Origin of the sequence: Mesorhizobium sp. M0011 (genome assembly GCF_040324155.1) — a bacterium.
Classification (GTDB): Bacteria; Pseudomonadota; Alphaproteobacteria; order Rhizobiales; family Rhizobiaceae; genus Mesorhizobium.
The window spans coordinates 12,582-34,850 of the sequence record NZ_JAMYVQ010000031.1; the positions used below are offsets into that span (position 1 = coordinate 12,582).

Here is a 22,269-nt window from a genome sequence, read left to right on the forward strand (position 1 = left end):
GCCAGCTCGCTGTCGCTGTCATTCCCAACGTTTGCCCAACCAGTCTTCAAGCCCGTTGTCCGGCTCCTATCTTCAACCGAGTGCCGCTCTCACGCCCCATCTTAGCCTCAAATTACACACCCGCTCTTCGGAGGTGCATTGAGCTTCTCTAGCTGCGGGACATATGAAGCGCAACACGATCTCGTCCTTCCGATTTGGCACGAAACAGAGCCAAATCGGCGGCATTGACGAAATCGTTTGGCGTCTCGTTCTCGGTGGGCACCGCTGTTGCGGCGCCAACGCTGATGGTCACGCGATCCGGGCCGTGGGGTATGTTCAATTCCCGCACGCTCTGGACGAGCCGCTCTGCGATCGCGCTGGATTGTTCCAGTAAAGTGTCGACCAGCACGATGACGAACTCTTCGCCTCCGTACCGCGCAGCGAGATCGGTGGAGCGGCCGGAACCACTCTGGATTACGCGGGCGATTTGCTTGAGCACCTCGTCGCCGGCCATATGGCCATAGGTATCGTTGTATCGTTTGAAGTTGTCTGCATCGATCATCAACAGCGACAATGGGGACTGTGCGCGAAAAGCGCGCTTCCATTCAGCCGCCAGATATTCGTCAAAATAGCGCCTGTTGCCTAGACCCGTCAGGCCATCGATCCGCGTCAAACGTTCAAGCTCGAGATTTGCACTGATCAGCTGTCGCTGGCTTTCCCTTAGCGCTCGGTACGCCGCGTCTCGCTGGACGTGATCCAGATAGGCCCGCGTGTGATATCGAATACGTGCAATCAGCTCGATACGGTCCGGCAGTTTGACGAGATAGTCGTTCGCTCCCGCAGCGAACGCCTCGCCCTTGGTGGCTGGATCTTCCTTGCTCGACAGCACAATGACTGGGACCGCGCGTGTCGACCCATGCTTCCTGTATTCTCGCACCAGATGCAGCCCATCGACCCCGGGCATGACGAGATCCTGCAGAATAACCGTTGGCTTTACCTCATCCGCGACCGCCATCGCTCTCAATGGGTCGGTGCAGAAGTGTAAGGAAATATCGGGCGCGGTGGCTAGAGCGCGCCTGACCGCCTCGCAAACCATGATCTGATCATCGATGAGCAGAACCATGGATGAATAATTATCTGCGAGTGGCGGGACCAGCTCTGGTTCTTGCGTCATCGGACGGGCCCTTTCACGTGGAGCGCTCGCAGGCTTCGATTATACGTGAGCCGATAGCACTCAAAGGAAGAATATCAACAGCCGCGCCGATGTCGGCGGCGGCCTTCGGCATGCCATAGACGGCACTGGTTGCTTTATCCTGCGCGATTGTGAGATGCCCCTTGTCGCGGAGCTGTCTCAGCCCGCGCGCACCATCCCTGCCCATGCCTGTGAGCAGAACACCAGTCACCGAGCCGGGCCACCATTGCGCCGCACTTTCGAAGAACACATCTACGGACGGCCGATAAACATTGTCCTTGGGGCTGGGCGTATAGCCAAGTTGCCGAGCTGACTTGAAAACCAGATGATCCGCAGAACTGGCAACGAGAACGGTGCCGGCTTGAGGACTATCCCTTTCCCGCGCCGGACTGATCGGGAGAGGCGTATGCTGCCCCAGCCAATCAACGAGGCCTGGAACGAACTGAGCATCGAGATGCTGGACGAGTACAATCGCGCCGCCAAAGTCAACGGGAAACGAACTCAGGACTGCGGCAACGGCAGCCGGCCCGCCCGCGGAGGCACCGATTGCAATCAGGCGTCGAGGTGTCGGCTCAGCCGCACGTGACATCCGCCTTTTTGCCTGGGTCGGCGCATCACCAATCAGCTTGCCGATCGTCCCTATCTTGTTCGTCAAAAGCCGGGCGGATTGCGAGGACGCGTTACCTTCGATGCCCACTGAGGGAATATCGACTGCGTCAAGCGCGCCATGACCCATTGCTTCGTAGACGCCGGCGAGGTTGGCTTCGATACTAGCGGTCACCAGCAAGATTGAGCACGGGGTTTCCGCCATGATTCTGCGGGTCGCTTCCACGCCGTCCATCTCTGGCATCGCTAGATCCATGAGTATGAGATCCGGCAGATCACGTCTGCAGACCTCGACCGCCTCTCGCCCATTGGTCGCGATCCACGCGACCTGATGTTCGCCGGTCGACAGGACCAGTCGACGCAGAAGTTCAACCGCCATGGGCATGTCGTTGACCACGCCGATTCTCATTCGCTGGCTTCCCATCTCGTTCTCATTCAACCGCCTCGCCAATCATGTCCACGACGGCATGGATCAGCGCCTCGTCCTGAAAGCTACTCTTGGTCAGATAATAGTCCGCACCTGCGTCGAGCCCGCGCGCGCGATCTTCTTCCCGATCCTTGTATGACACGATCATGATGGGTGTGTTCTTAAGATGAGCGTCCTTTCTGATCGAACTCACCAGCTCGATGCCATCCATACGAGGCATGTCGATGTCGGTGACGACGAGATCGAAAGGACCAGACCGGACGGCATTCCACCCGTCCATACCGTCGACCGCAACTTCGACCTCATAACCGTAATTGCCCAGCATCTTGCGCTGGAGTTCGCGAACCGTCAGTGAATCGTCAATCACGAGCACGCGCTTGCGCCTGCTCGCTTCGGGACCGCCCGCGGCGCGCCGAAGAGTTCGAAGTCCGCTGGATGATGCAAGCTTCTCCACCGATCGGATCAGATCGTCGACGTCGAAGATCAGAACAGGCGAACCGTCTTCCATCAGGGCTGCTGCGCTGATGTCCTTGATCTTGGCAAACCGTGGGTCCAGAGGTCTGATCACCAACTCGCGTTCCCCGAGAAAACGGTCGACGATCAGGCCGTACGCATCGCCCCGACCCGCATCCACGACGACGACCGAGAGTTCGTTCGGTTCCGATCCGGGCTCACCTCGATCCAGCACCTCGCGCGCGGTGACCAGCCCGATCTGTCGATCATTCAATCGAAAATGTGGCCGGCCCTGCAGGAGATTGATCTGCGTCCGCTGCAGTTTCAAAGTCTTGGAAATGGCAGCGAGTGGAAAAGCATAGGGCTCCCCATCAACATCGACGAGCAGCGTGCGCAGGACCGACAACGTCAGCGGCAATTGCAGTTGAAATCGGGTTCCGTGCCCAAATTCTGAGGAGACGCTTGCGACTCCCCGGACTTCCTTCGTCATGGCTTGCACTGCATCAAGCCCCACACCGCGACCGGAGACGTCGGTAAGGCCCGCTTTCATCGAAAAGCCTGGCAGAAACAGGAATGCGAGCAATTCGGTTTCGCTGAGTGTGTCAGCACTTTCCCTGGTTGCAAGTTGCCGGGCGACGACGGTCTCGCGCAGCTTCGAGAGCTCGACCCCCCTGCCGTCGTCCACCACGGCTATCTGCAGCAGCCCGGCATTATGCCTCGCTTCGAGCCTGATGAGCCCCTCTTCGGGTTTCCCCATCGCGATGCGCTCCTCAGGCGGTTCAAGCCCATGGTCTACAGCGTTGCGCAGGAGATGCCCCAAAGGGGCATCAAGCTGCTCGAGAATATCGCGGTCGATGCCGGTCGAGCCGCCTACAATCTCCAGTCGCACCCGCTTGCCAAGGGTACGACCGAGGTCGCGGATCGTTCTCGCATAGTGTCGCACGCCGTCCTCAAAAGGCCGCATCCGGCTCGCCAACGTTTCGTCGTACAACCTGTTGGCAAGATCGGTCGCTTTCCGATCAACTGAATCCAATTCATCGAGACGCTCCGCCAGGAACGCTTGGTTTAACCGAAGCTTTCGCTGCGCCTCAGCCAGCGCCTCCATCACCGCCGCATGGTTTAAAACCGGCGGCAGCACTGCATGAAGATTGTCGAACGCACTTGCGAGGTCCGATTGAAGTCGCTTCAGCCGTAGCAGCCCATCAGCGAATGGCCTGAGCCGCCGAGCTTCCATCAGCGACTCGCCAGCCAACCCGAGCAATCGGTTCAGGCTGTCTGCCGTCACCCGGACCATTCTATCAGAGCCGATGCTGCCGTGCGCTTGCGGTACCGCCGCAACTAGGACGTTCGCTGAAGAGGTCGTCGCCAGTTGCTCCTGGGCATGGTCTGGAGTTGCGAAATCAGCTGCAGAATCTTGGGTCCCGGGCTTTGCCTCGGGGAGGGACAATTCCTCGAACTTCGCGAGAAAGCTTTCTACTTCTGAGTTGGCACTCTCGCTCGATGATCCCGATGCGATCAATTTCAAAAGGTCAGAGCCCTGCAGAAGCGCATCTATATGCTCCCGTCGCACCCTCAGATGCCCACGTTGCGCTGCGACCAGACAGTCTTCCATCGCATTTGCAACTTTGACCGCAGGCATCAAGTCGATGATGCGGGCAGCTCCTTTCAGGGAATGCGCGGCACGCATGCATGCTTCCAGGGCGTCGGGGGCGATAGGATCGCGTTCGAGTGCCAGAAGCCCAGAGGTTAGAGCCTGTGACTGCGTCTCCAGTTCGGCCTGGAAGAGGGTGAGCATCGAAACCTGGCTGAAGTCTCCATCTGTCATGCGATGCTCCGGTCAAGCATCGTGAGCAGTTGTCGTGGATCGAGACAGCCAACGGCTCGTCCCTGCCACGGCAGCACGGCAACTGTAGCGGCCGACACTGCCTTGCCAATCGTGGCCGGAACATCGAGAGTGTCGCGTTCTTGGTACCGATGTAAGCCGTGGATCTCGTCAACCGTAAAAGCAACCCGCTTGTCGTGCTCGCCTACCACGACTAGGCGGCGAAATACCTTGGTGCGTGTGCCTTGTTCCCCCTCCTTGCGCTCGTCTATCCCGAGCAATTCGGCCAGGGACAGGCAAATGAGCAATTCACCACGGACATTCGCAATACCGAGCAGTGCACTGTTCCTGCGGTGTGGAAGTGAATGAACGCGACGAGATTCAGCCACTTCATGAAAAATACCGACCGGCAGTGCAAGCCATTCGTCCCCCAAACGGAAGAGAACGGCCGTCTGCAGCGCGTCGCTGTCTGTCGAATGGATCCCTGCACGATCAGCGTTATCATGCCATTCGTCGCGGTATGCCGAGGGCGCTGCACGGTCAAGAAGGCGTCGTGCAATCTTCTTGTAGGTCGGGCAATTCCGGCAGTGGAGATGCTGCTCCAGTAGCGGACATGACTTGTCGCCCCGTACGCCTATTTGCCGCCAGCAGTCGTCGATTGCAATCTCCTCCACCGGCTGAGCGATCTTTGTCGAAGCCGCCATCAGCCGCCGCTCCTTTTCTGGACCCGACCCAGCCGGCCGGCCAGCGCCTCGGCGCCGTTATGGTCGCCTTGCTTGCTAAGCAGCAAGGCCAGATGGACGAGAGCTTCTCGATGATTTGGTGCGAGATAGAGCGCCTTGCGATAACTTCGCGCGGCTTCGGGTGCAGAACCATCCGCATCTTGGACGAGGCCCAGCAGGTAGAAGATTTCCGCGGAAGGACCGAATTCCTTGAGATGCGCCAGGGCGACCTCCTGTGCCTCCTTTACCCGTCCTGCATTGGCGATCCGTTCAACCGCGATGAGGCTTTCCGAGGCCTGTGCAAGCGGCTTGGTCGGAGCCTGCCTACGGCCTTCATTGCCAATTGTCGGTCGGAACGGAAGAAGAGGCTCGCTCTTGTTGACCTTCGGGCTTGGCGCCCGCACCGGGACGGCGGCCGGAACTTTCGGCGCCGTGGTCTTGACGGCCTCCGATTTCAGAAAGGCAAAGGCCAATGGCCATTCAGCGGAAATAAAGCCATGCAACCTTGGAAGAGCTGCTTCCGCCGGACCGACCAGAAGAAGTCCGTCCTTGGCCAGCAGGTCCTTCAGGCAGCTCAATGCGCGATCCTGCAGCTCTCGATTGAAGTAGATCAGCAAATTGCGGCAAAGCAGGATGTCATAGACCTCTTGCCCGAAAGCGCGAGAGCCGAACAGGTTTCCTACCCTGAACCGAACCTGTTTCAGCACCCCAGCAATAGGCCGCAACCCGCCCTCAGCCGCTTCGAAATAGCGATCTTTAAATTCGAGATGGCTCCCGCGAAACGAATTGCGCCCATAGATGGCGCGTTCAGCCGTGGCGATATTGCGACTGCTGACGTCCACGCCATCGATCTTGAACTCGTGCGCCTCAAAGCCGGCATCGAACATCGCCATGGCGACCGAATAAGCCTCTTCGCCGGTTGAACATGGCAGGCTCAGGACTCTTATCGGCTGAGCAGGCTTGTGCACGCGCGCATGCCGCGCCAGCATCGTGAACGCTTCTCGGTCGCGAAAGAACCAGGTCTCTGGGATCACCACCGCATTGATCAGCTCCTGCAGCTCCTGCGAGGAAACGGTCAAGTGTTCCCTATAGGCCTGAGGGTTGGTTATCCGGCATGCTTCCATCCGGTCTCTGACCGCCTGACGAACCACTGTCGGACCAACACTGGCACTGTCCAGTCCGATGGTTTCCATCAGGAGCTTTTCTATTGCGCCGGTCATTGATCACCTATTGCGGCCTGGCGGAGCAAAGCGGTACGAATCTCTTCCGAAAGCAGCGCTTCCACTTTGACCCACTGAATGATCTCCGAACCATCGGAAGCCACCGGCCCAAGATAGGGCGGGGTTCCTTGTTCAAGTCCGAACGGCGCGAAATCGGCAGGGTGTCGCTCGAGCGTATCCGTCACCCGTTCCGCGATCAGCCCCAGCAGGCGTTGCTCGCCATCATGCGCCGGATAGCGCGTCACAACGATCCGGGTGCTCAATAGGCGCTCCGATGGCCGGCCAAGCGCAAGATGGGTAACATCGATCAGAGGGATGGGTATTCCGTTATAGCTGACCAAACCCACCACACCAGTTGGCGCACCCGGAAGAACTTTCACATCGAAATAGGGCAGCACCTCTTCAATTTGGTGGACATCGATCAAGTAGCGATCCGGACCCATGCTGAAGGCGAGGAATAGCATTGTCACCTCCTACTGCCGACTCGCTATGCTCGCAGCTTGAACCTCGAAATGCTACTTCGCATGCCGCCTGAGACTTGATTGAGCTCGTCGATCGCGAGCGTCGATTGTTGAAGGGATTCGACTGTTTGCTGAGCTGCCTCGCTTAGCTGGGTTAGCGTGTCGCTGATCTGCCCCGCGCCGGTCGCCTGTGCTTGCATGCCTTCATTGGCGACTTCGAAACGTGGCACCAGCCCCTGAACCTGCTGAATGATATCGAAGAGTTGCCCGCCGACCTGCTGGATTTCCTGCATACCCCGGCGGACCTGCTCGGAAAACTTGTCCATGCCCATCACCCCGGCCGCGACTGCCGACTGGATGTCCTTGACCATCTGCTCAATATCGTAGGTGGAGACAGCCGTCTGGTCCGCGAGCCTTCGGATTTCCGTCGCTACAACTGCAAAACCCCGGCCATATTGGCCTGCCTTCTCAGCCTCGATGGAAGCGTTGAGCGACAACAGATTCGTCTGATCGGCGACTTTTGTGATGGTCGTCACCACCTGATTGATGCTGCCGGCTTTCTCACTCAAGATCGCGAGTTTGGAATTGATCGCGCCGGCCGCTTCCATGACTTGCTGCATGGTTTCTTCCATACGGGTCAGCCCGGCTTGACCTCCGCCGGCGACGGCAGCCGTTTGTTCGGCAACTGTGGAGACCTCGTTCATCGTGCGGACCAGCTCGTTTGATGTGGCGGAGATTTCCTTGGCTGTCGCGCGGATTTCTGTTGTGGTCGCTGCGATTTCAGTCGCAGTTGCCTGCTGTTGCTTGGAGGTGGCGGCGATCTCAGTTATCGACGTGCCGACCTGTATGCTGGACCTTTGAACCTGACCAATGAGGGTTGTGAGATCGTCCGCCATTGCGTTGAAGCCGTCGGCAAGCACACTGAATTCGTCTCGGCGCATCAGATCGAGGCGTTCGCTGAAGTCGCCTTGCCGCATCAATTGAACCGCGTTGACCAAACGGGTGAGCGGACCTGTAATGGCGCGAAACAGTTGGTAACCCAAAAGAAGGGCTAGCCCGAGGGCTACCAACAAGCCAACACTCAAACCGACTTCGGCCGTTCTAACGATCGAGCTGATCCGCTGGGTCGCACTGTTTGCCTCGCCTCTATGATCCTCAACCATGGCCTGCAGAGCGGACTGCAATTTTACAAAAATCGGCTCTACGGTGTTCTTGAGGGCCGGGCTTTCATTGGGAGTTTCACCTTTCGACAAGGCAGCCCGGCTTGTGTCCAGCACAGCAGTTTCAGCCAGACGGAATTGGTTGGCGAGTTCTTTGACGAGTGCATAATTCTGCTTGTCGATGTCGGAGACGATTGTTGCCTCATAGTCGTCCATCGATCGCTGCACTTGGTCGCGATTGGTCGTGATCGCGCTTTCAAGCGTGCTTCTGTCCGACGGGTTTTCCTGAAGGGCAAATTCCTGAAGCAGACTATGGGCCGCCATCTGGCCCGTCATGATCTCGGTGCTGTGATAAAGGTCCGGTAGGATGCCCTTCTCGACCTCAGTCGCCTCCTGGCCCGCCTGAAGAAACCAGGCGTACGCCATGACGGCTATCACGGACATGACCACCAGAACGGCAGCGAAACTGACGAGGATGCGGTGGCGTATTGTCAGACTCTTCATGGAACCGGTTCACCAATGGGGGCATCGTGGGCTGCGCGACAAGCGCTCGTTCCGACGTATTCGAAAAGGTGCGTCGAAAAGCGGCAGTCTGATGCTGAATGGTTTCTTTTCCGTTCCATCGCAAATGATGGAGAGGCGGCTCGCCAATCGGCGGCGCCAGAAGCGGTGGTCAAGGACGTCCTGCCGTCCACGCACATCAGCCCGACATCGGCTAGGGTGGCACGCCGCGTCAAGAGGAGCGTGTATGAGCTACTTGTGGCCATGAGTTGAATGACTGCTTAGGTCAGCTCGATGCCCGAAAGCCGACCTCCCGCTTGCGGCCCAGAGTCGCCAGTCTGCAATGCGCCTCATTTCGGCCAGAAGGTCGACATTTGCCGCGTCCAAAAGCGTACATCGTGATGATCGGCGTTCTGACGGTCTGTCTGCGCCAGCGACCGTCAGAACGCTGCTTGAGAAGAGGTACAGAATCACATCAAATATCCGTGCCTTCAGTCCGATCTCCCGGCTCTGCTGGATCAGCAAATGCCCTGCAGATCGCTCTGGGCGGCCTCGAATATTCCCGCGCTTTGCCTCCAGACAGGCCGCCGGAGGTAATGATCCTCGGCCCCGCGCTTTTGGCTAGTATTTGATAACGAAAAACCCGCTTCGGCGGCTTTTTTACTCAATATCTTTTTTTTAGTCCAGCGCGTTTCGTGTACTCAGCAAATTTCACTGTTTCGTTTCGGGTGGCGTCTTAGCTGGTCTAAATGAGCGGTAAATCGCGCCGAAAATAATCCCCACTGCTATCCCAACAAAAATGATTAGCAACGCTCCACCAGTGGTGTTTGGCGCAATGATCGTCATCGCAATGAGCCCAAGCACCAATCCCACCACTCCGGACACACCGAACCCGGCTATGAAATCTAGGAAGGGCGTCACTTTACACCGACGACTGAAAAGATCAGGGACCCGTAGTGATCCGCCCACTCGCGAGCTGTTGCGATCAAGCTTCTATCGAACGTTCCCGATCTCCAAAGCTCGGGCCTGTTTTCAATTTCCACTACCCACCGGTGCATGATGTCACTTGCCATCTTGTATTCGGTCACTGTTGAAAGGTCGGCTTTAAGAACCACAGCACCAGGCTTTCCGATTTGCGTCGGCGGTGCCCACGCAATCAGAAAAGGCCCGTCGCCGTCGACAGCAACGCCGCTTGCAACTGCATCGCGGACTGCCTTTTGCGAAACAGCCAGTCCATAATCCTGAAGGGCTTCGTCGCAGGTCCTGGTTATGTTCGCCTTGGTTGCGGCCTTTGCATGCTCGGCGCTGTCCATCGGCCATACCGTTACCATTTGGGCCGCTGTAGGGACGACGAGCGACGACGACGGCAGGACGGCATTCACAAACGCCTCGCACAGCATCTTTTGCCGTTCCTGGTCGTAGATGGTAACTTTCGATTTGAATGCCAGAATCCCATAAGCCGCGAAATTAGTGGGTGGATATTCGTTCGGTCCGGCAAAGATCCTAGAGGCGTGAATTTCGTGAGAGGTGTCTGGAGCGCCGGGCGAAAGTACTTTGTCGACCGCGTAGACCAAGCCGTTCGTCTGTTTCACGTCGCTGGCAACGAGACTGGCAATGTCGCCAAATTGGTCCGTTACAGAAATATTGCTTCCTGCCGCCCGAAAAGTGAGAGAGCATCCCCCGATTGTGTCGACCGAGTAGGCTCCGTTGTTCGCGGCTATCTCAGCGAGGATCGCGTCGGTACTCAGATCTCCGGAAATCACATGACACTTTAGGATTTTGGAGAGTTCGTTTTTAGCTTCGGGCGCAAGAAGAACCTGCACTGCACCTTGCTGCAATCTTGCAAATGCGGCGTCTGTCGGCGCGAGAACAGTGAACGGGCCTTTACCCTCCAACGTCTCAACCAGCCCGGCCGCTTTCACAGCTGCTATAAGGGTGGTGTAGTCCTTGGAAAGAGCGGCATTCTGGATGATATTGTTGTCGGAAGTCGTCTGGGCGCGTGCTACCGCCGTCTCAACCGTCTGGGCGTTTCCGACCGCCACCTGACTTATCAGGATGCACACTGCAAAAATCAGTCGACGCTTCATGCCAAACTCCGCCCAGAGAGAGCGAATTTATCATAACCATCAGTTTTGATAAGTGACCTTGGCTATTTGCCCAAGGCGCAGTTCTTTGGACGTTTGGCCTTACGATTGCGCCACCAATGAAACTGCGGGAGGCGGTGACATCACTACTGCAATGGCGCGCCAAGGATTTTCAACGCGAGTTTAGGGGCCGCGAACGGCCCCGTCTGAGGATCATCATACCGTAAGCTGCCTGTTCGCTCTCTGCCAGGCAGGACGTTCGGCACGCCGACTCTTGATGTCGGCTTCGAGGCGCATTTCAGACATTCAGTCAGTCGAGGGCCGCATCGCACCTGCCTGAGAGTTTCGCTCGAGTTCGGCCGGACTCATCCTATCGCTGTCATCTTGAACTTTCCCCACGCTCGGCGGTTAAAAGGAGCCGAGAGGATCAACGATGTCGAAATCTGATGGCAGAGGGTCCGACGGCATGCGGTCTTCCTGTGCAGCGTAGTGAGGGATCAACTGCTGAGCCATTCACCTTGATACCGCGTGAAGAGTTTTGGAGAGAGCTCCTGATGACCCGCATCGCAACATTCAACGTCAACGGTGTGAACGGCCGCCTGCCTGTGCTCATCAAGTGGCTGGGTCAGACCGACTATGACGTCGTGTGCCTTCAGGAATTGAAGACCTCGGATGAGAAATTCCCCGCCGAAGCCATCAGGGACGCCGGCTACGGCGCAATCTGGCACGGGCAAAAGTCCTACAACGGCGTAGCCATACTCGCTCGTGGAAAAGAGCCGTTGGAGCGCCGTCGTGGGCTCCCGGGCGATCCTGACGACACGCACAGCCGATATATTGAGGCTGAGGTGGATGGGATCGTCGTCGGCTGCCTCTACCTGCCCAACGGCAATCCCGCTCCTGGCCCGAAATTCGAGTATAAGCTGCGCTGGTTCGACCGCCTGATCAGCTACGGCAAGCTGCTGCTCAGGGAAGGCGTCCCAAGCATTCTCTGCGGCGACTACAATGTCGTGCCCACCCCGATCGATGCCGTGGTGCCGCAACGTTGGTTAGGCGATGCAGTCTACTTTCCGGAGAGCCGGCAAGCCTATGCCGAAATGCTTGATGGCGGCTGGACCGATGGCGTCCGCCGCATCCACCCGGAGAAAGGCGTCTACACCTATTGGAACTTCTCCTACCAGGGTCGCTATGATCGAAGTTCCGGCCTGAGGATGGATCATCTTCTGGTCAGCCCATCCCTTTCGGACAGGTTGTGTGACGCCGGCGTTGACGCTGACGTGCGCGGTTGGGAAAAGCCGAGTGATCATGCGCCAGCCTGGATAGAACTCGGCCGGTCCGGCAAAGACACGACGTGATCTCATTCGGGATGTCTCCGGCGAGCACTCTTCATTTCCGGCGTTTGCGCTCACGCAGCTTTTCTGAGGGCCGCCCTGAACGGACGGTCGATCGTGAAGGCATCTGGACGGATGGCTGCCTCAACCTGGCTCCAGGTCACCGGATGGGCGATTGGAAAACCGCGGCGCGCCCGTGGCGAGAAGGCGCCCACCGCAGTGCTGCCCCGACCATTGCGGAGGTAATCAATGAAGATGCGGCCTGTTCGAGCCGACGGCGAGGCCGAAAGTAGATAGCGGTCCGGATGCGCTTCAGCGAGCCGATTGGCGAAGGACCTGGCCAAGAGGCGGCCGCTGTCGTGCGTGATCTTGCTCTCCAGCGGGACCATCAGGTGAATGCCTTTGCCGCCAGTAACCTTCGGCCAGCTCTCCAGCCCTTCCGCTTCCAGGATGTCGCGGAGCGCCAGTGCGGCCTCGATGACTTGCTCCCACTCCACGCCCTCGCCGGGGTCAAGGTCCAGAACAATACGGTCGGCATGTTCGATATCGTCGACGGTGGCGTTCCAGGGATGCAGCTCTACCGCATCCATCTCGACCAGTCCCAGCAAACCGGCAAGGTCGTCCACCCACACGCGCACACCTTCGCCACCCTCGCGCTTCTGCAGCCGCAATTGATGCACTGCCGCCGGGATCTGCGGCAGTGCGCCTTTGTGATAGAAGGTCGCGCCATGAGCATGGCGGACCAGCTTCAGCGGTCTGTGGCCGAGATGAACCAGGGCATGATCCGCAACCCTCTCCCAGTAACGCGCAAGCTCGTCCTTGGAGGGCGAGACAGCGTCTGGCAGCAGTTGCAGGATGTTTTCACTGGGAACGCCATGTTTCCGGGTTGGCCCGCGTCGCTTTGATGGCGCTTGAGGCTTGGCCGGGATTGGCACGAGGTCTTCGCGCAAACCCTTGAACACTGCCTCGCGCAGCACCCCGCGATCGGTGACGCCGCTGAACTGGACCTCGGCCAGCACGTGTGGTTTCACCCAAGTCGCTTTCGGCTTCACAATCGGCTCTGACAAAGGCGACTTGCTGATGATCAGCGGGTCAAGCCGCTCTCGCACAAGTTTCGCAGCGCTCAAGGTGTACCCGCTGCGAGCCTTCCCGGCATAGAGCAGTCGGTTGCCCTCGCGGCGCCCGATATAAAGCGATGCAATGCGGCGCGGGTGAGCACCGAGTTTCTCTACGAAAGCCACGATAGGGAAGGTGTCGCTCTTGATGCACTTTACCTTCAACCAACTGGTCTGAACCCCCGAGCCGTAGGTCGCATCGACGCGCTTGGATACGATCCCCTCCAACCCCATCCGGCAGGCATGTTGAAACACATCCTTGCCGCTTACCTCCAGATGTTCGGCATAGGTCAGTGTCGGCGCGGTGTTCTCCAGTAGCCTCTCCAGGGCTGCCTTGCGCTTCACCAATGGCAGTTGCCGAAGATCGCGCCCGTTAAGGTGCAGCAGGTCGAACGCATAAAAGATGAGTCTCGCGGAATCTGGATTGCCCAACTCTCTTTCCAGGGCTTGGTAATCCGGAAGGCCGGTGTCGCCGAGAACGACAGCCTCCCCATCGATGATCGCGGTCCTCACCGGCAAGCCCGCCGCTGCTTCAACTATCCGGCGGTATCGATGCGACCAGTCGTAGCCACGGCGCGTGAAGGCCCGTGCTTTGCCACGCTGCATGATCAGCTCAGTGCGGTAGCCATCGTACTTGATCTCGTGAATCCATTCGCTGCCCTCGGGCGCCGTTGCGACCAGAGTCGGCGACTGAAACTCGACGAAAGAGAGCCCGTTTGCTGCCTTACTCATGCACCCTCCGAACCGCGACTCAAGGCTCAGTGCACCAATAGGTTCCAGGTTTTAGCGAAATAGCATGTTCGACTGCTTGCACCGGCAATCCTGGGCCAGCCGGCTGCAAGGGAGATCAACGACAGGAGAAATCGCACTTTCTTCGTCGGTCAGCGGGCCTAGCGGGTCTTCGTTGCAGGAAAATTGGGCTATCACTCGCCTACTAAGGGCCAACTGAGGCTAGCTCGGCTTTTGGGCCGGGAGCGGATCGGCAGCTTGCGGAGCCACGCAGCCGAAGAGCGGTCATTCCATGAAGTTGTTTACAGCCCCAGGAGGAGTGTCACTCCTCCCGGAATAACAACCTGCCATTCGTCAACGCCATCCTTCCAACCTGGGGAGAACCGCCGGAAATCAGGCTATCAGATTGCACACCGTCGCGTTGGAGTCATTCATCGCGCCAGTATGGGTGGGAACAGCTGAATTGGCGCGAGCCAACCAGACGGCGTTTGGTCCTCGATATCGTTCTTTGGACCTGCGGATCATTCGCGGTCATGTCGGGTACGACAGTGTAACCCTGATCGACAAGCTGCAGTTTCAGCTCCGCCAGGTGGCGCCTGAATCCGTTTTCAATGTAGCTGCGCGGATACCGCCATCCGTTCCTGCATGCTCGCACGAGAATGTCGGAATACAGTTCAGCGCTGGCAGCTTTCACCGTTTCTTCCGAAGTCAGTTTGCTGTCGGTTTGGGTACCTTCGGACAAGCATGGCCCCGCCGACACCAAAAGCACCAGTAGTACGGTCAAGACAGGCAACTTTGTCATGGAGCCCTCCGTGTTCTAAATCGACCAGGCCTGCCAAGCAACCTAACCTGCCCACCTGCAGAGACTAGGATGCTGACCCGTCGCATGGAATCGTGCAAATGCAGTGTTTTCGATATCGCATCTGTAGTATTTTCATCCTGATGTAAGGCCATCGGGTTCTGGCCACAGGTCGGCAGCAAGGAAAATGGAACGATGCTTCGCCCCGTAGGCAATCCTCTCGCCGGCTTATCGGATCGGGAGTTGATGGTCGCGGCAAAGTTTGCGGAGGGAATGACTTATCGCGAAATTGGCGAAACACTCTTCATAGCGCCTACCACCGTTCGGACCCATCTTTCGGCCATTTATCGGAAGCTCGATGTTCGCAGTAAAGTGGCGCTTGCTGGGTTACTTGCCGATCACCGCCAGCAGGACCGCAGCCATGCACCACCCGGAAGTCTTTCGACCGACGAGCCGGGTCCGCCGGTCCTCGCAGTTCTCCCGTTCGACAATCTAAGCGGAGAAGAACGCTGGACTCGTATCGCTGATGGTTTGTCGGCGGACCTCATAGTTGATCTCTCTCGCTACCGGGACCTTGCGGTGATCGCCCGCCAAACAATGCTTTCCTACAAGGGACGGCGTGTTGACGTGCGAGCTCTCGGACGAGAGTTGAATGCCGACTATGTGATCGAGGGAAGTTTTCAAGTGGACGGGCAGCGGGTGCGCATCCGCGTCCAACTCGTCGACGCCCACACAGGGGTCGATGTCTGGACGATGCGTTACGATCGTTCCGCGAACAACCTGTTTGCGATGCTGGACAGCGTGACCGAAAACGTCATCAATGTCCTTGCAACTTGCCACGGTCAGCTCGCCAATCTGCGACGCGATGCTGCTCGTCGGAAGGCTCCAGCAAGTTTGCAGGCCTATGACTGCTATCTGCTTGGGCTTGAGCAGAAGCACCTTTTCACCCGTGAGTCGAACAAGGAGGCGATACGGCTACTGGCGCGTGCGATCGAACTCGACCCGGGTCTAGCAAGAGCTTGGACCGCGCTGGCACTTGCGCATGCTGTGGAAGCCATCAACGGGTTTACCGACAACCTTTCCGGCTCGATCGAGAGCTGGAGCAAATGTGTCAAGCAAGCGCTGGCGCTCGATCCGGCCGACATTTACGCCCGCATAATGCTTGCCGATCTTCGGGCATTGCAGGGCGATGTCGAAGCTGCTGTCGAAGAACATGACCGAGTGTCGGTGGCTGCTCCAAATGACGCGGACTCACTTGCCTTTCTTGCGGGTAGCCTTGCTCTTGTTGGTAGCGACCCGAAGCGTGGCTACGAACTGGCCAAGCGAGCGGTCCGGCTAAATCCTTATGTTCCTTGGTATTATGGAATGCTTGCGCGATGCAGCTACGTTCTAGGCTTTTACCGTGAATCCCTGGTCGCGCTACGTCAATCTGCGCCAGATTCGCCCGCCACACTTCTGTTTGTGGCAATGGCTCATGCGATGCTCAATGAAACGCCTCAGGTCGCCAGGATCAATTCGCGACTGAAGGACGAGTTCCCGAATTTCACGGCTGAGGTGTTCATCAGAACCTATCCGGTTACCAATCCTGTCGCCACTGCTGCAATCAGAGAAGGCGCCCGTCGTGCGGGTTTGGCATAGCTTCTTCACTCCTGGTCACCTCAGAGGCGCATTGCTCCTCGGCAGCATTGGGGCCGGAAGCTGAATGGCAGCTTCAGCTCTGCAACTCCAAACAGCCGACGCTCAACGATGATCTACATCAGCTTGTAAGAGCCAAGCAACTCACCACTTGACGCGCAAGCCGAGCGAGCCGGTCAGTACATGACTGTCACCGAAGTCTTTGAGGCCCGTCCGGGCGATGGCTTCGCCGAAAGCCGAGAACCTGTCGTCGGCCCAGTTGATCGTGCCGCCAAAACCGAGGCCGCCCCAGAGTTGCTTCCTTCCCGGTGCACATCAAGCCGGCTCGTTGGCCGCTATCGCAAATTGTTGGATTCGTACGAAGCAGAGTTCTGTACGATTCCAACCCTTTAAATTTGTACACCCTGTTTTGTAATTCGGCGGCTGAGGGGACGCCGTGCATCAGTTTGCATTTCACTGTCAATCGCGCGCCAGAGGGCGTAAGTTCGCCAAATCGTCTGCACGTGTTTACGGGCGCGGACGGCAAGGAGATTGGAAAGCTCTTGCCCCAAGTGGGATTGAGCTATGACCAATCCACAGAACGATTCCTATAAAAACGAATTGCTGCGTCGGCTTAACCCTGGTGACCTGGCGCTTTTGCAGCCACATCTTGAGCCGTGTGCCCTCAAGCTGAAGATGACCTTAGAGAAAGCCGATTCAGAGATCGAGACGGTTTACTTCCTGGAGGACGGCATCGCTTCTGTGGTCGCGACGGCTTCAGGCAAGGAGGCCGAGGTTGGACTTGTCGGTTTTGAGGGAATGACCGGTGCCGCGCTCGTGATGGGCGCTGACTATGCCCCGCATGAATGTTACGTTCAGTCGCCCGGTAGCGCTTTCCGGATCGGAACCGAGCCCTTCAAGGATGCTCTTGCGAACAGCCCAACATTGCGCCTGTTCCTGTTACGCTATGTCCACTACTTCCACATTCAGACCAGCTATACGGCCCTGATCAACGCCAAATCAAACCTTGAAGAGCGTTTGGCGCGTTGGCTTCTGATGTGTGACGATCGGATCCACGGCGAACGCCTTGCGATCACCCATGAGTTTCTCGCCGTCATGCTTGGAGCAAGACGGCCAGGAGTTACCGTTGGGCTTCAAATGCTGGAAGGACGCGGGCTCATCTATTCTCGGCGGGGCGAAGTGCGTATTAGGGACCGCAGCGGCCTTGCGGCCTGCTCAAATGGCACCTACGGCAAGCCAGAGGCCGAATACGTACTGCTCGTTAAGACCATCGCATGCCGGACGTAAACCACTAAATAGCCATGACGAAGCTATCCGACCAGCACAGCGGCTAGCCTGCCGACGAGTCGCCGTAACACGCCTTATCCTCGAAGCCTCACGTAAGCTCTTGGAGAAAATTGCCAAGCACAATGACTCTACCCAACCGTAGGGAATGGCCGACGGACGCACACACAGGCCTTGGCTTCCGGGACCACACCTTAACTGCGCCTGGAAGAATGGCCATGTGTGTGTTAGGCGGCGGACCTGATGTCTGCTTGGCCAGCGCCGCACAGCCCAACAACTCCACATGCTGCCGGTACGCTCCCATGCCCTGCCGCGCGGCTACCTGTTACTCACCATCGAAAGTCGGCTCCCATTCGCGATTGCGCTTCCGTTGCTGACCCTCGTAATCGGGAATACATGTGAAGAACACCGGTCGATGGTCGCGACCCGCAGCCTTGCAATCCGAGCAGCCAAAAAGCTCGACCAGGTCCCAGTGCATCGATCCGTGATCTGGCCCGAGGCGATCTATCAGCGCATGGATGTCGAGCTTGATGGACTTGCAGCACATAGCATGCCCGCAATTTACATAGAGGCATTCGCGCGCGGCCAACGTATCGGCGAGGGTCTTCGTCATCCTTTGAAGCGCTCGGTATGCCAGGTGATCTTGCCGTCGATCTTCATCGGTTTGTGGATCAGCAGACGCTTCGGCAAGTGCTCTGGATGCACCTCCAGCAGCGTGATCTTGATCTGAGGTTGGCACCGGCTGCAATTGAACTTCAGCGTCTGCGGATCGACGCCGCCGCCGTAGACCATCATCAGGTCGGCCGATCGGCAGTAGCGGACATTGCCGCAGCTGCATTCCGCTTTCACAAGCATGTTGTGCCGGGTCGCTTTGCCCAGCGTGTCGATCGGTTCGTGTGCCATGAGAACAGAAAAGGAACATTTTCCTTGCCCGTCAAGTCTGACTGTGGAATCTTTCTGCCATGAGCGACGAACCAGCGAGACTAGCCGAAGGCATGACGCCGGCACAGCGCGACCACGTGAAGGTGCTTGGCCACACATGTGAGCGTAACGGTTGTGGCAAGGTCGCCGGCTGGGGCTTTGCCCGGCCGCGCAGGGAATCACATTGGTTCTGCTATGAGCACCGCGGCGACGGCGATCAGTATCTCTAGACGTCGAACAAATCGGTCGGCCCCAAACCGATCTCGTCGATGATGTCGGGCGTGTTGTTGCTTGGTTTCCCGACCTTGCTGTCGATCGGCCACATCTTCATGAGGTCGGATGGATAGGGCTTCATGAGGTCGCGAGGATCTGTTTCCGGCCCGAGCCAGCGCATGTAATCGGCCGGCGCCAGAATAACCGGCATGCGATCATGGATCGTCGCCATCAACGTATTTGGCTCGCAGGTGGCGACAGCGAAGGTCCGGATCAACTCGCCGGTCGCCTTGTCGGCATATTCTTCCCAGATTCCAGCCATGGCAAAAGGATCGTCATCCTTCATGGCGATAGCGTAAGCCTGTTTTTTCTTGCCCGAAGGGTCGAGCTTTTGCCATTCGAAATAGCCGTCGACAGGCACCAGGCAGCGGCGCGCGGCATATGCCTTTCGGAACATGCCATTGCTGGCAATGGTCTCGTAGCGCGCATTGACAGGCGGCGGACGGCCGCCGCCATCGCGCGCCCAGCCGGGAACAAGTCCCCACTTCGCAGAAACGAAACCGGCCATGCTCGTGGAAAGCTCTTCGCGGATAATGATTGGATAGGTCAGGCTGGGCGCACCGTTCCAGATCGGGAACCCGTTGCCCAAGCGCTCGATGTCGCCGGGGTGCGCGAACTCGAAGCGCCGCACCATGTCCGGGATTGTCGATTTTACGAAAACGCGTCCACACATTTTAGGGTCGTCTCATTGACAAGGATCGAGGCCTGCCCAAAATGGGAACAGAGTGAGAACGAGTCAAGGCTGTCGTAGTGATGCCTAAGAAGCAAAAGGACGTGATGCTGCCAGGGGTATCGGGCGTCACAATCGATATCGACGACCGCGACAATCCCAAGGTCTGCCTGGTCGGGCTGTTGACTGATGAGGGGAAGCGATCCTTCACATTAAACGAAAACGGTGCGCGGATGATGGTGAAGGCGATGCACTCGTTTCTCGATCTTCTCGACGGAACTACGTCCGAGACGATGCCCAAAGGCCCCGCCAACTGAGAATGCAGCGCATGATCAATCCACCCAGGAGACAGGACGAATATCAGGACCGGGCAATTGACTGCTAGGAGGCAATGGAGCCCGGATTTCAGGCGATTGTCGATTGCATGATAGAGGCGGGATGGACGCGGGGCGAGATATTGCGGGCATTGAAACGGCTCATCGCCGCCGACAACATGACGCAGAAAGAGAACGCCAGGACGGAAACGCAGCTCGCGATTGCGCGGGCCATGATGCGCGCCGGCAAGCCGCTCTAATGCTCGCTGACGCCGGCCTCATCGACTTCCGCTTCCATCTGCTCACTGACAGGCTTGACCTTGCCGGCGTCGGCCAAAGGATGGTCATCAAAACCCTGCAGCCAAGCGTCGGCCTGTTCTTCCCAATACTCCGGCACTGAGCGCTCCTTACCGTCCTTGCGCGCTTGGGAGCCATACATCCAGGCATAGGTGATGCGCTCCTGATCTTTCTTGGCGACCGCCATTATTCCTCCTCCCGGTAATCGAGCAGCTTCGCGTGGCGTAGTTGCTCCTCACCTTTCAGGAACTTCACGCGGCCGACAAGACCCGGCTTCAGCCATTCCGCCTTGTCTCTCTTCAGGCCTTTCGGCACAGGGCCGCCCACCTTGCCCTGCACGCGGTCCCAGAGGCGCTTGCGTTTGTCGAATTTGAAATTGACGTTGGCGGTGCCGAGATAGCGGCCGTTGTCAGCCATAAGAACCCTTGCCGCCTGGCCCGGATCACGCTGAACGCCGATGATGTCCATCTCCTTTTCATCGTAGCACTTGATTGCGCCAGTTCATCGTCGGGCCGCTGCGATAGAGACTGTCCCGGCGCTTCGAGACGATGCCTTCTTGTCCAGTCTGGTCGGCAAGGTAGTAAACCGCGTCGCCCGTGCCGGGCATCGCCTCGCTGAATTGGATGCGGCCGCCGGCCTCGATCATTCCCTGCAGGATCTCGCGCCGATCCTCGAGCGGCATGCTGCGGAGGTCGTGGCCGTTTAGGTGCAGCAAATCGAAGGCGACGAGATAATAGTCCTGATAGGTCTCGCGGCTGCTGACCGCCGACTGCAGCGCATGGAAATCGGAGCGTCCAGCCTCATCAACCACGATGGCTTCACCCTCAATGATGAAGTCGTCGGCTTCAATCGCGGCGGCTTGGTCGGCAAGGATCTGGTAGCGTGCAGTCCAGTCGTACCCTCTCCTCGTCAGCACTCGGATGCCGTCTTCGTCCTTGATGATCTGCGTGCGATAGCCGTCGAACTTTATCTCGTGAATCCAGTCGTCACCCTCTGGCGGGTTATCGACAAGCTCCGGCTCCATCGGCTTGATGAACTTCAAACGCATCAACTGACCCACACCCGCGATTCAATCAGCTTTAGCTAAAATAGTTCCAAGAAGGATGAACAATGCGACCCGGTGCGCGTTGCGGATCAACAACCTCTAGGAGCAACACCAATGGCCGACGACAAGAGCAAGCGTGATTTCCGCGACCGCGACCGGGTATCAGGCGACGAAGAATATGAGGTCGGTTATCTCGCCAGCAAGTTTCAGCTTACGATCCCCGAGGTGCGTGAACTTATCACAAAGCACGGCAACGACCGTGAGACGCTAGAACGAGAAGCAAAAGCGCTGGGCAGTAGATGACCAAGCTATCCGACCTTGGACCACCCATCCCCGGCAGGCAGCACGGCGGCGAGCCAGCCGACGAGCGGGAGAATTTCTACACCTGCCCCACGTGCGGCCAGCAGGTCGACATGCGCGACCTACGCCAAGTCGCTTGGCATGAATTGCCAGGGCACCAGCCCTTGGAACCGGCTCTTTCCACCGGCAGTAGCAGACGTCGGGCAGGAGTCGGCACGATCAAGCAGCCGAAGCATCGAGTTGAGTGACCGTGCCGACCATGCTGGGCACGAGGGTGGGCCTAATGACCAGGCCCCATATGATACTAGACAATGGCGTCGCTACAATTACGCCTGATGGCCTATGCCGGATAAAGCGGAAGTCGCATGCTCTTGCCGCTGTGCAATTACATGGAACTGGCCTCCAAGTGGCACATTAACCTACGAGCGGTCGATTCCCAAGGATGTAGCCGCTTAACAGGTCCGCCGCCGGCGCCCCAATAGGCGGCGGACTTCTAATGACGCTCCTTCAAGAATCGGGCTTCACGAAGTAGGGAATTCCAGTCCGTGCCGATAAGCTTGATCAGAGCGCGCGCCTCAGGTTCTGAAATGCCGACTTCTTCAGACAAACGACGGGCAAGCAGTTGCTGATTGCCTTTGTCTACACGCCCATCGCCTTCCTTTTTCATCGGCTCCTCCTTTGGGAAGCCAACTCACGGCATGACCGTTCGTTTCATCGAATAAGAAAAAAGCCCGCCGCCCCATTCACGGCAGCGGCAGGCCGTCCCAGGGATAACGGGACTCGCTGGGGTGTTGGTTTTCCCCTGCTGTCGCGGGCGATGCAAAACAGGTGCCACTAGGGTGAACCAACATGGCACAGCTTGCAGGCGGCGATAACATATATGTCGACTAACTAATGTAATGGAACGGCCGTTGGACAAGCAGAGAACCAAC

22 protein-coding genes and 1 pseudogene are annotated in these 22,269 nt (G+C 58.0%); 7 read left to right on the plus strand and 16 right to left on the minus strand.

The window, feature by feature from the left end; translation table 11 throughout:
- Window positions 1–148: 148 nt before the first annotated feature.
- From NKK51_RS26290 to NKK51_RS26325, 8 genes are all read right to left on the minus strand, one after another.
- Complete coding sequence (locus NKK51_RS26290) at window positions 149–1,153, minus strand: response regulator (RefSeq protein WP_031212665.1); 1,005 nt, start codon at window positions 1,151–1,153, stop codon at window positions 149–151.
- Window positions 1,154–1,166: 13 nt separating this feature from the next.
- Window positions 1,167–2,186, minus strand: coding sequence for a chemotaxis response regulator protein-glutamate methylesterase (locus NKK51_RS26295; protein WP_127297587.1), 1,020 nt, complete (start codon window positions 2,184–2,186; stop codon window positions 1,167–1,169).
- A 22-nt stretch (window positions 2,187–2,208) separates the two neighbouring features.
- On the minus strand, window positions 2,209–4,482 hold the full coding sequence (locus tag NKK51_RS26300) for a hybrid sensor histidine kinase/response regulator (protein ID WP_023809633.1): 2,274 nt from the start codon (window positions 4,480–4,482) through the stop codon (window positions 2,209–2,211).
- Complete coding sequence (locus tag NKK51_RS26305) at window positions 4,479–5,183, minus strand: chemotaxis protein CheW (RefSeq protein WP_127297588.1); 705 nt, start codon at window positions 5,181–5,183, stop codon at window positions 4,479–4,481. The genes NKK51_RS26300 and NKK51_RS26305 overlap by 4 nt, the downstream gene beginning before the upstream one ends.
- Window positions 5,183–6,421 carry a CheR family methyltransferase gene (locus NKK51_RS26310; RefSeq protein WP_023809631.1) on the minus strand — a complete coding sequence of 413 codons (1,239 nt, stop codon included), beginning with the start codon at window positions 6,419–6,421 and terminating at the stop codon, window positions 5,183–5,185. Before NKK51_RS26310 ends, NKK51_RS26305 begins: the two co-directional genes overlap by 1 nt.
- Complete coding sequence (locus NKK51_RS26315) at window positions 6,418–6,885, minus strand: chemotaxis protein CheW (RefSeq protein ID WP_127297589.1); 468 nt, start codon at window positions 6,883–6,885, stop codon at window positions 6,418–6,420. Before NKK51_RS26315 ends, NKK51_RS26310 begins: the two co-directional genes overlap by 4 nt.
- A 23-nt stretch (window positions 6,886–6,908) precedes the next feature.
- On the minus strand, window positions 6,909–8,546 hold the full coding sequence (locus tag NKK51_RS26320; RefSeq protein WP_023809629.1) for a methyl-accepting chemotaxis protein: 1,638 nt from the start codon (window positions 8,544–8,546) through the stop codon (window positions 6,909–6,911).
- Window positions 8,547–9,460: 914 nt separating this feature from the next.
- Window positions 9,461–10,630 carry a fasciclin domain-containing protein gene (locus NKK51_RS26325; protein WP_352443095.1) on the minus strand — a complete coding sequence of 390 codons (1,170 nt, stop codon included), beginning with the start codon at window positions 10,628–10,630 and terminating at the stop codon, window positions 9,461–9,463.
- Between the two features lie 551 nt (window positions 10,631–11,181).
- On the opposite strand from NKK51_RS26325, the gene xth reads away from it, so the two are divergent.
- Window positions 11,182–11,979, plus strand: a complete 798-nt coding sequence (gene xth / locus NKK51_RS26330) for an exodeoxyribonuclease III (RefSeq protein WP_023809627.1) — start codon at window positions 11,182–11,184, stop codon at window positions 11,977–11,979.
- Between the two features lie 50 nt (window positions 11,980–12,029).
- Here the strand turns inward: xth and ligD are convergent, their stop codons facing one another.
- Window positions 12,030–13,802 (minus strand): DNA ligase D, encoded by a 1,773-nt coding sequence (ligD, locus tag NKK51_RS26335; RefSeq protein ID WP_023809626.1) that lies wholly within the window; start codon window positions 13,800–13,802, stop codon window positions 12,030–12,032.
- Between the two features lie 424 nt (window positions 13,803–14,226).
- Window positions 14,227–14,601, minus strand: a complete 375-nt coding sequence (locus NKK51_RS26340) for a hypothetical protein (RefSeq protein ID WP_031212655.1) — start codon at window positions 14,599–14,601, stop codon at window positions 14,227–14,229.
- Between the two features lie 192 nt (window positions 14,602–14,793).
- On the opposite strand from NKK51_RS26340, the gene NKK51_RS26345 reads away from it, so the two are divergent.
- Both NKK51_RS26345 and NKK51_RS26350 read left to right on the plus strand, forming a co-directional pair.
- Window positions 14,794–16,236, plus strand: coding sequence for a LuxR C-terminal-related transcriptional regulator (locus NKK51_RS26345; protein ID WP_031212654.1), 1,443 nt, complete (start codon window positions 14,794–14,796; stop codon window positions 16,234–16,236).
- 561 nt (window positions 16,237–16,797) lie between these two features.
- On the plus strand, window positions 16,798–17,520 hold the full coding sequence (locus tag NKK51_RS26350; protein ID WP_023809623.1) for a Crp/Fnr family transcriptional regulator: 723 nt from the start codon (window positions 16,798–16,800) through the stop codon (window positions 17,518–17,520).
- Window positions 17,521–18,126: 606 nt separating this feature from the next.
- Here the strand turns inward: NKK51_RS26350 and NKK51_RS26355 are convergent.
- Window positions 18,127–18,312, minus strand: a complete 186-nt coding sequence (locus NKK51_RS26355; protein WP_245273113.1) for a hypothetical protein — start codon at window positions 18,310–18,312, stop codon at window positions 18,127–18,129.
- A 167-nt stretch (window positions 18,313–18,479) separates the two neighbouring features.
- On the opposite strand from NKK51_RS26355, the gene NKK51_RS26360 reads away from it, so the two are divergent.
- Window positions 18,480–18,668: a hypothetical protein gene (locus tag NKK51_RS26360; RefSeq protein ID WP_023809620.1), complete on the plus strand. Its 189-nt coding sequence runs from the start codon at window positions 18,480–18,482 to the stop codon at window positions 18,666–18,668.
- On the opposite strand, the gene NKK51_RS26365 is transcribed toward NKK51_RS26360, so the two are convergent.
- Entirely contained in the window at window positions 18,665–19,384 is a 720-nt protein-coding gene (locus tag NKK51_RS26365) for an SOS response-associated peptidase (protein ID WP_127291943.1), read from the minus strand. The two genes, NKK51_RS26360 and NKK51_RS26365, sit on opposite strands and share 4 nt — an antisense overlap.
- A gap of 80 nt (window positions 19,385–19,464) precedes the next feature.
- Here NKK51_RS26365 and NKK51_RS26370 point away from each other — a divergent pair, with 80 nt between their 5' ends.
- Together NKK51_RS26370 and NKK51_RS26375 are read left to right on the plus strand one after the other, a co-directional pair.
- On the plus strand, window positions 19,465–19,698 hold the full coding sequence (locus NKK51_RS26370) for a hypothetical protein (protein WP_023809618.1): 234 nt from the start codon (window positions 19,465–19,467) through the stop codon (window positions 19,696–19,698).
- 11 nt (window positions 19,699–19,709) lie between these two features.
- Window positions 19,710–19,955: pseudogene (locus tag NKK51_RS26375) on the plus strand (hypothetical protein).
- On the opposite strand, the gene NKK51_RS26380 reads toward NKK51_RS26375, so the two are convergent.
- From NKK51_RS26380 to NKK51_RS26390, 3 genes are read right to left on the minus strand one after another with little or no spacing between them, the layout of a single operon-like run.
- Complete coding sequence (locus NKK51_RS26380; protein ID WP_023809616.1) at window positions 19,952–20,179, minus strand: hypothetical protein; 228 nt, start codon at window positions 20,177–20,179, stop codon at window positions 19,952–19,954. The pseudogene NKK51_RS26375 and the gene NKK51_RS26380 sit on opposite strands and share 4 nt — an antisense overlap.
- Complete coding sequence (locus NKK51_RS26385) at window positions 20,179–20,460, minus strand: hypothetical protein (protein ID WP_352555075.1); 282 nt, start codon at window positions 20,458–20,460, stop codon at window positions 20,179–20,181. The genes NKK51_RS26380 and NKK51_RS26385 overlap by 1 nt, the downstream gene beginning before the upstream one ends.
- A 7-nt stretch (window positions 20,461–20,467) precedes the next feature.
- On the minus strand, window positions 20,468–21,040 hold the full coding sequence (locus NKK51_RS26390; RefSeq protein WP_352555076.1) for an ATP-dependent DNA ligase: 573 nt from the start codon (window positions 21,038–21,040) through the stop codon (window positions 20,468–20,470).
- Window positions 21,041–21,151: 111 nt separating this feature from the next.
- On the opposite strand from NKK51_RS26390, the gene NKK51_RS26395 reads away from it, so the two are divergent.
- Window positions 21,152–21,340 carry a DUF3606 domain-containing protein gene (locus NKK51_RS26395; protein ID WP_352555077.1) on the plus strand — a complete coding sequence of 63 codons (189 nt, stop codon included), beginning with the start codon at window positions 21,152–21,154 and terminating at the stop codon, window positions 21,338–21,340.
- Window positions 21,341–21,830: 490 nt separating this feature from the next.
- Here the strand turns inward: NKK51_RS26395 and NKK51_RS26400 are convergent, their stop codons facing one another.
- Window positions 21,831–22,004 (minus strand): hypothetical protein, encoded by a 174-nt coding sequence (locus NKK51_RS26400; RefSeq protein ID WP_023809614.1) that lies wholly within the window; start codon window positions 22,002–22,004, stop codon window positions 21,831–21,833.
- Between the last annotated feature and the right edge of the window lie 265 nt (window positions 22,005–22,269).

Excerpts from the sequence above, each read along its gene's own strand:
- NKK51_RS26290 (WP_031212665.1), bottom strand. The coding sequence starts at position 1,153 with ATGACGCAAGAACCAGAGCTGGTCCCGCCACTCGCAGATAATTATTCA.
- NKK51_RS26295 (WP_127297587.1), bottom strand. The coding sequence starts at position 2,186 with ATGAGAATCGGCGTGGTCAACGACATGCCCATGGCGGTTGAACTTCTG.
- NKK51_RS26300 (WP_023809633.1), bottom strand. The coding sequence starts at position 4,482 with ATGACAGATGGAGACTTCAGCCAGGTTTCGATGCTCACCCTCTTCCAG.
- NKK51_RS26305 (WP_127297588.1), bottom strand. The coding sequence starts at position 5,183 with ATGGCGGCTTCGACAAAGATCGCTCAGCCGGTGGAGGAGATTGCAATC.
- NKK51_RS26310 (WP_023809631.1), bottom strand. The coding sequence starts at position 6,421 with ATGACCGGCGCAATAGAAAAGCTCCTGATGGAAACCATCGGACTGGAC.
- NKK51_RS26315 (WP_127297589.1), bottom strand. The coding sequence starts at position 6,885 with ATGCTATTCCTCGCCTTCAGCATGGGTCCGGATCGCTACTTGATCGAT.
- NKK51_RS26320 (WP_023809629.1), bottom strand. The coding sequence starts at position 8,546 with ATGAAGAGTCTGACAATACGCCACCGCATCCTCGTCAGTTTCGCTGCC.
- NKK51_RS26325 (WP_352443095.1), bottom strand. The coding sequence starts at position 10,630 with ATGAAGCGTCGACTGATTTTTGCAGTGTGCATCCTGATAAGTCAGGTG.
- xth (WP_023809627.1), top strand. The coding sequence starts at position 11,182 with ATGACCCGCATCGCAACATTCAACGTCAACGGTGTGAACGGCCGCCTG.
- ligD (WP_023809626.1), bottom strand. The coding sequence starts at position 13,802 with ATGAGTAAGGCAGCAAACGGGCTCTCTTTCGTCGAGTTTCAGTCGCCG.
- NKK51_RS26340 (WP_031212655.1), bottom strand. The coding sequence starts at position 14,601 with ATGACAAAGTTGCCTGTCTTGACCGTACTACTGGTGCTTTTGGTGTCG.
- NKK51_RS26345 (WP_031212654.1), top strand. The coding sequence starts at position 14,794 with ATGCTTCGCCCCGTAGGCAATCCTCTCGCCGGCTTATCGGATCGGGAG.
- NKK51_RS26350 (WP_023809623.1), top strand. The coding sequence starts at position 16,798 with ATGACCAATCCACAGAACGATTCCTATAAAAACGAATTGCTGCGTCGG.
- NKK51_RS26355 (WP_245273113.1), bottom strand. The coding sequence starts at position 18,312 with ATGATGGTCTACGGCGGCGGCGTCGATCCGCAGACGCTGAAGTTCAAT.
- NKK51_RS26360 (WP_023809620.1), top strand. The coding sequence starts at position 18,480 with ATGAGCGACGAACCAGCGAGACTAGCCGAAGGCATGACGCCGGCACAG.
- NKK51_RS26365 (WP_127291943.1), bottom strand. The coding sequence starts at position 19,384 with ATGTGTGGACGCGTTTTCGTAAAATCGACAATCCCGGACATGGTGCGG.
- NKK51_RS26370 (WP_023809618.1), top strand. The coding sequence starts at position 19,465 with ATGCCTAAGAAGCAAAAGGACGTGATGCTGCCAGGGGTATCGGGCGTC.
- NKK51_RS26380 (WP_023809616.1), bottom strand. The coding sequence starts at position 20,179 with ATGGCGGTCGCCAAGAAAGATCAGGAGCGCATCACCTATGCCTGGATG.
- NKK51_RS26385 (WP_352555075.1), bottom strand. The coding sequence starts at position 20,460 with ATGGACATCATCGGCGTTCAGCGTGATCCGGGCCAGGCGGCAAGGGTT.
- NKK51_RS26390 (WP_352555076.1), bottom strand. The coding sequence starts at position 21,040 with ATGCGTTTGAAGTTCATCAAGCCGATGGAGCCGGAGCTTGTCGATAAC.
- NKK51_RS26395 (WP_352555077.1), top strand. The coding sequence starts at position 21,152 with ATGGCCGACGACAAGAGCAAGCGTGATTTCCGCGACCGCGACCGGGTA.
- NKK51_RS26400 (WP_023809614.1), bottom strand. The coding sequence starts at position 22,004 with ATGAAAAAGGAAGGCGATGGGCGTGTAGACAAAGGCAATCAGCAACTG.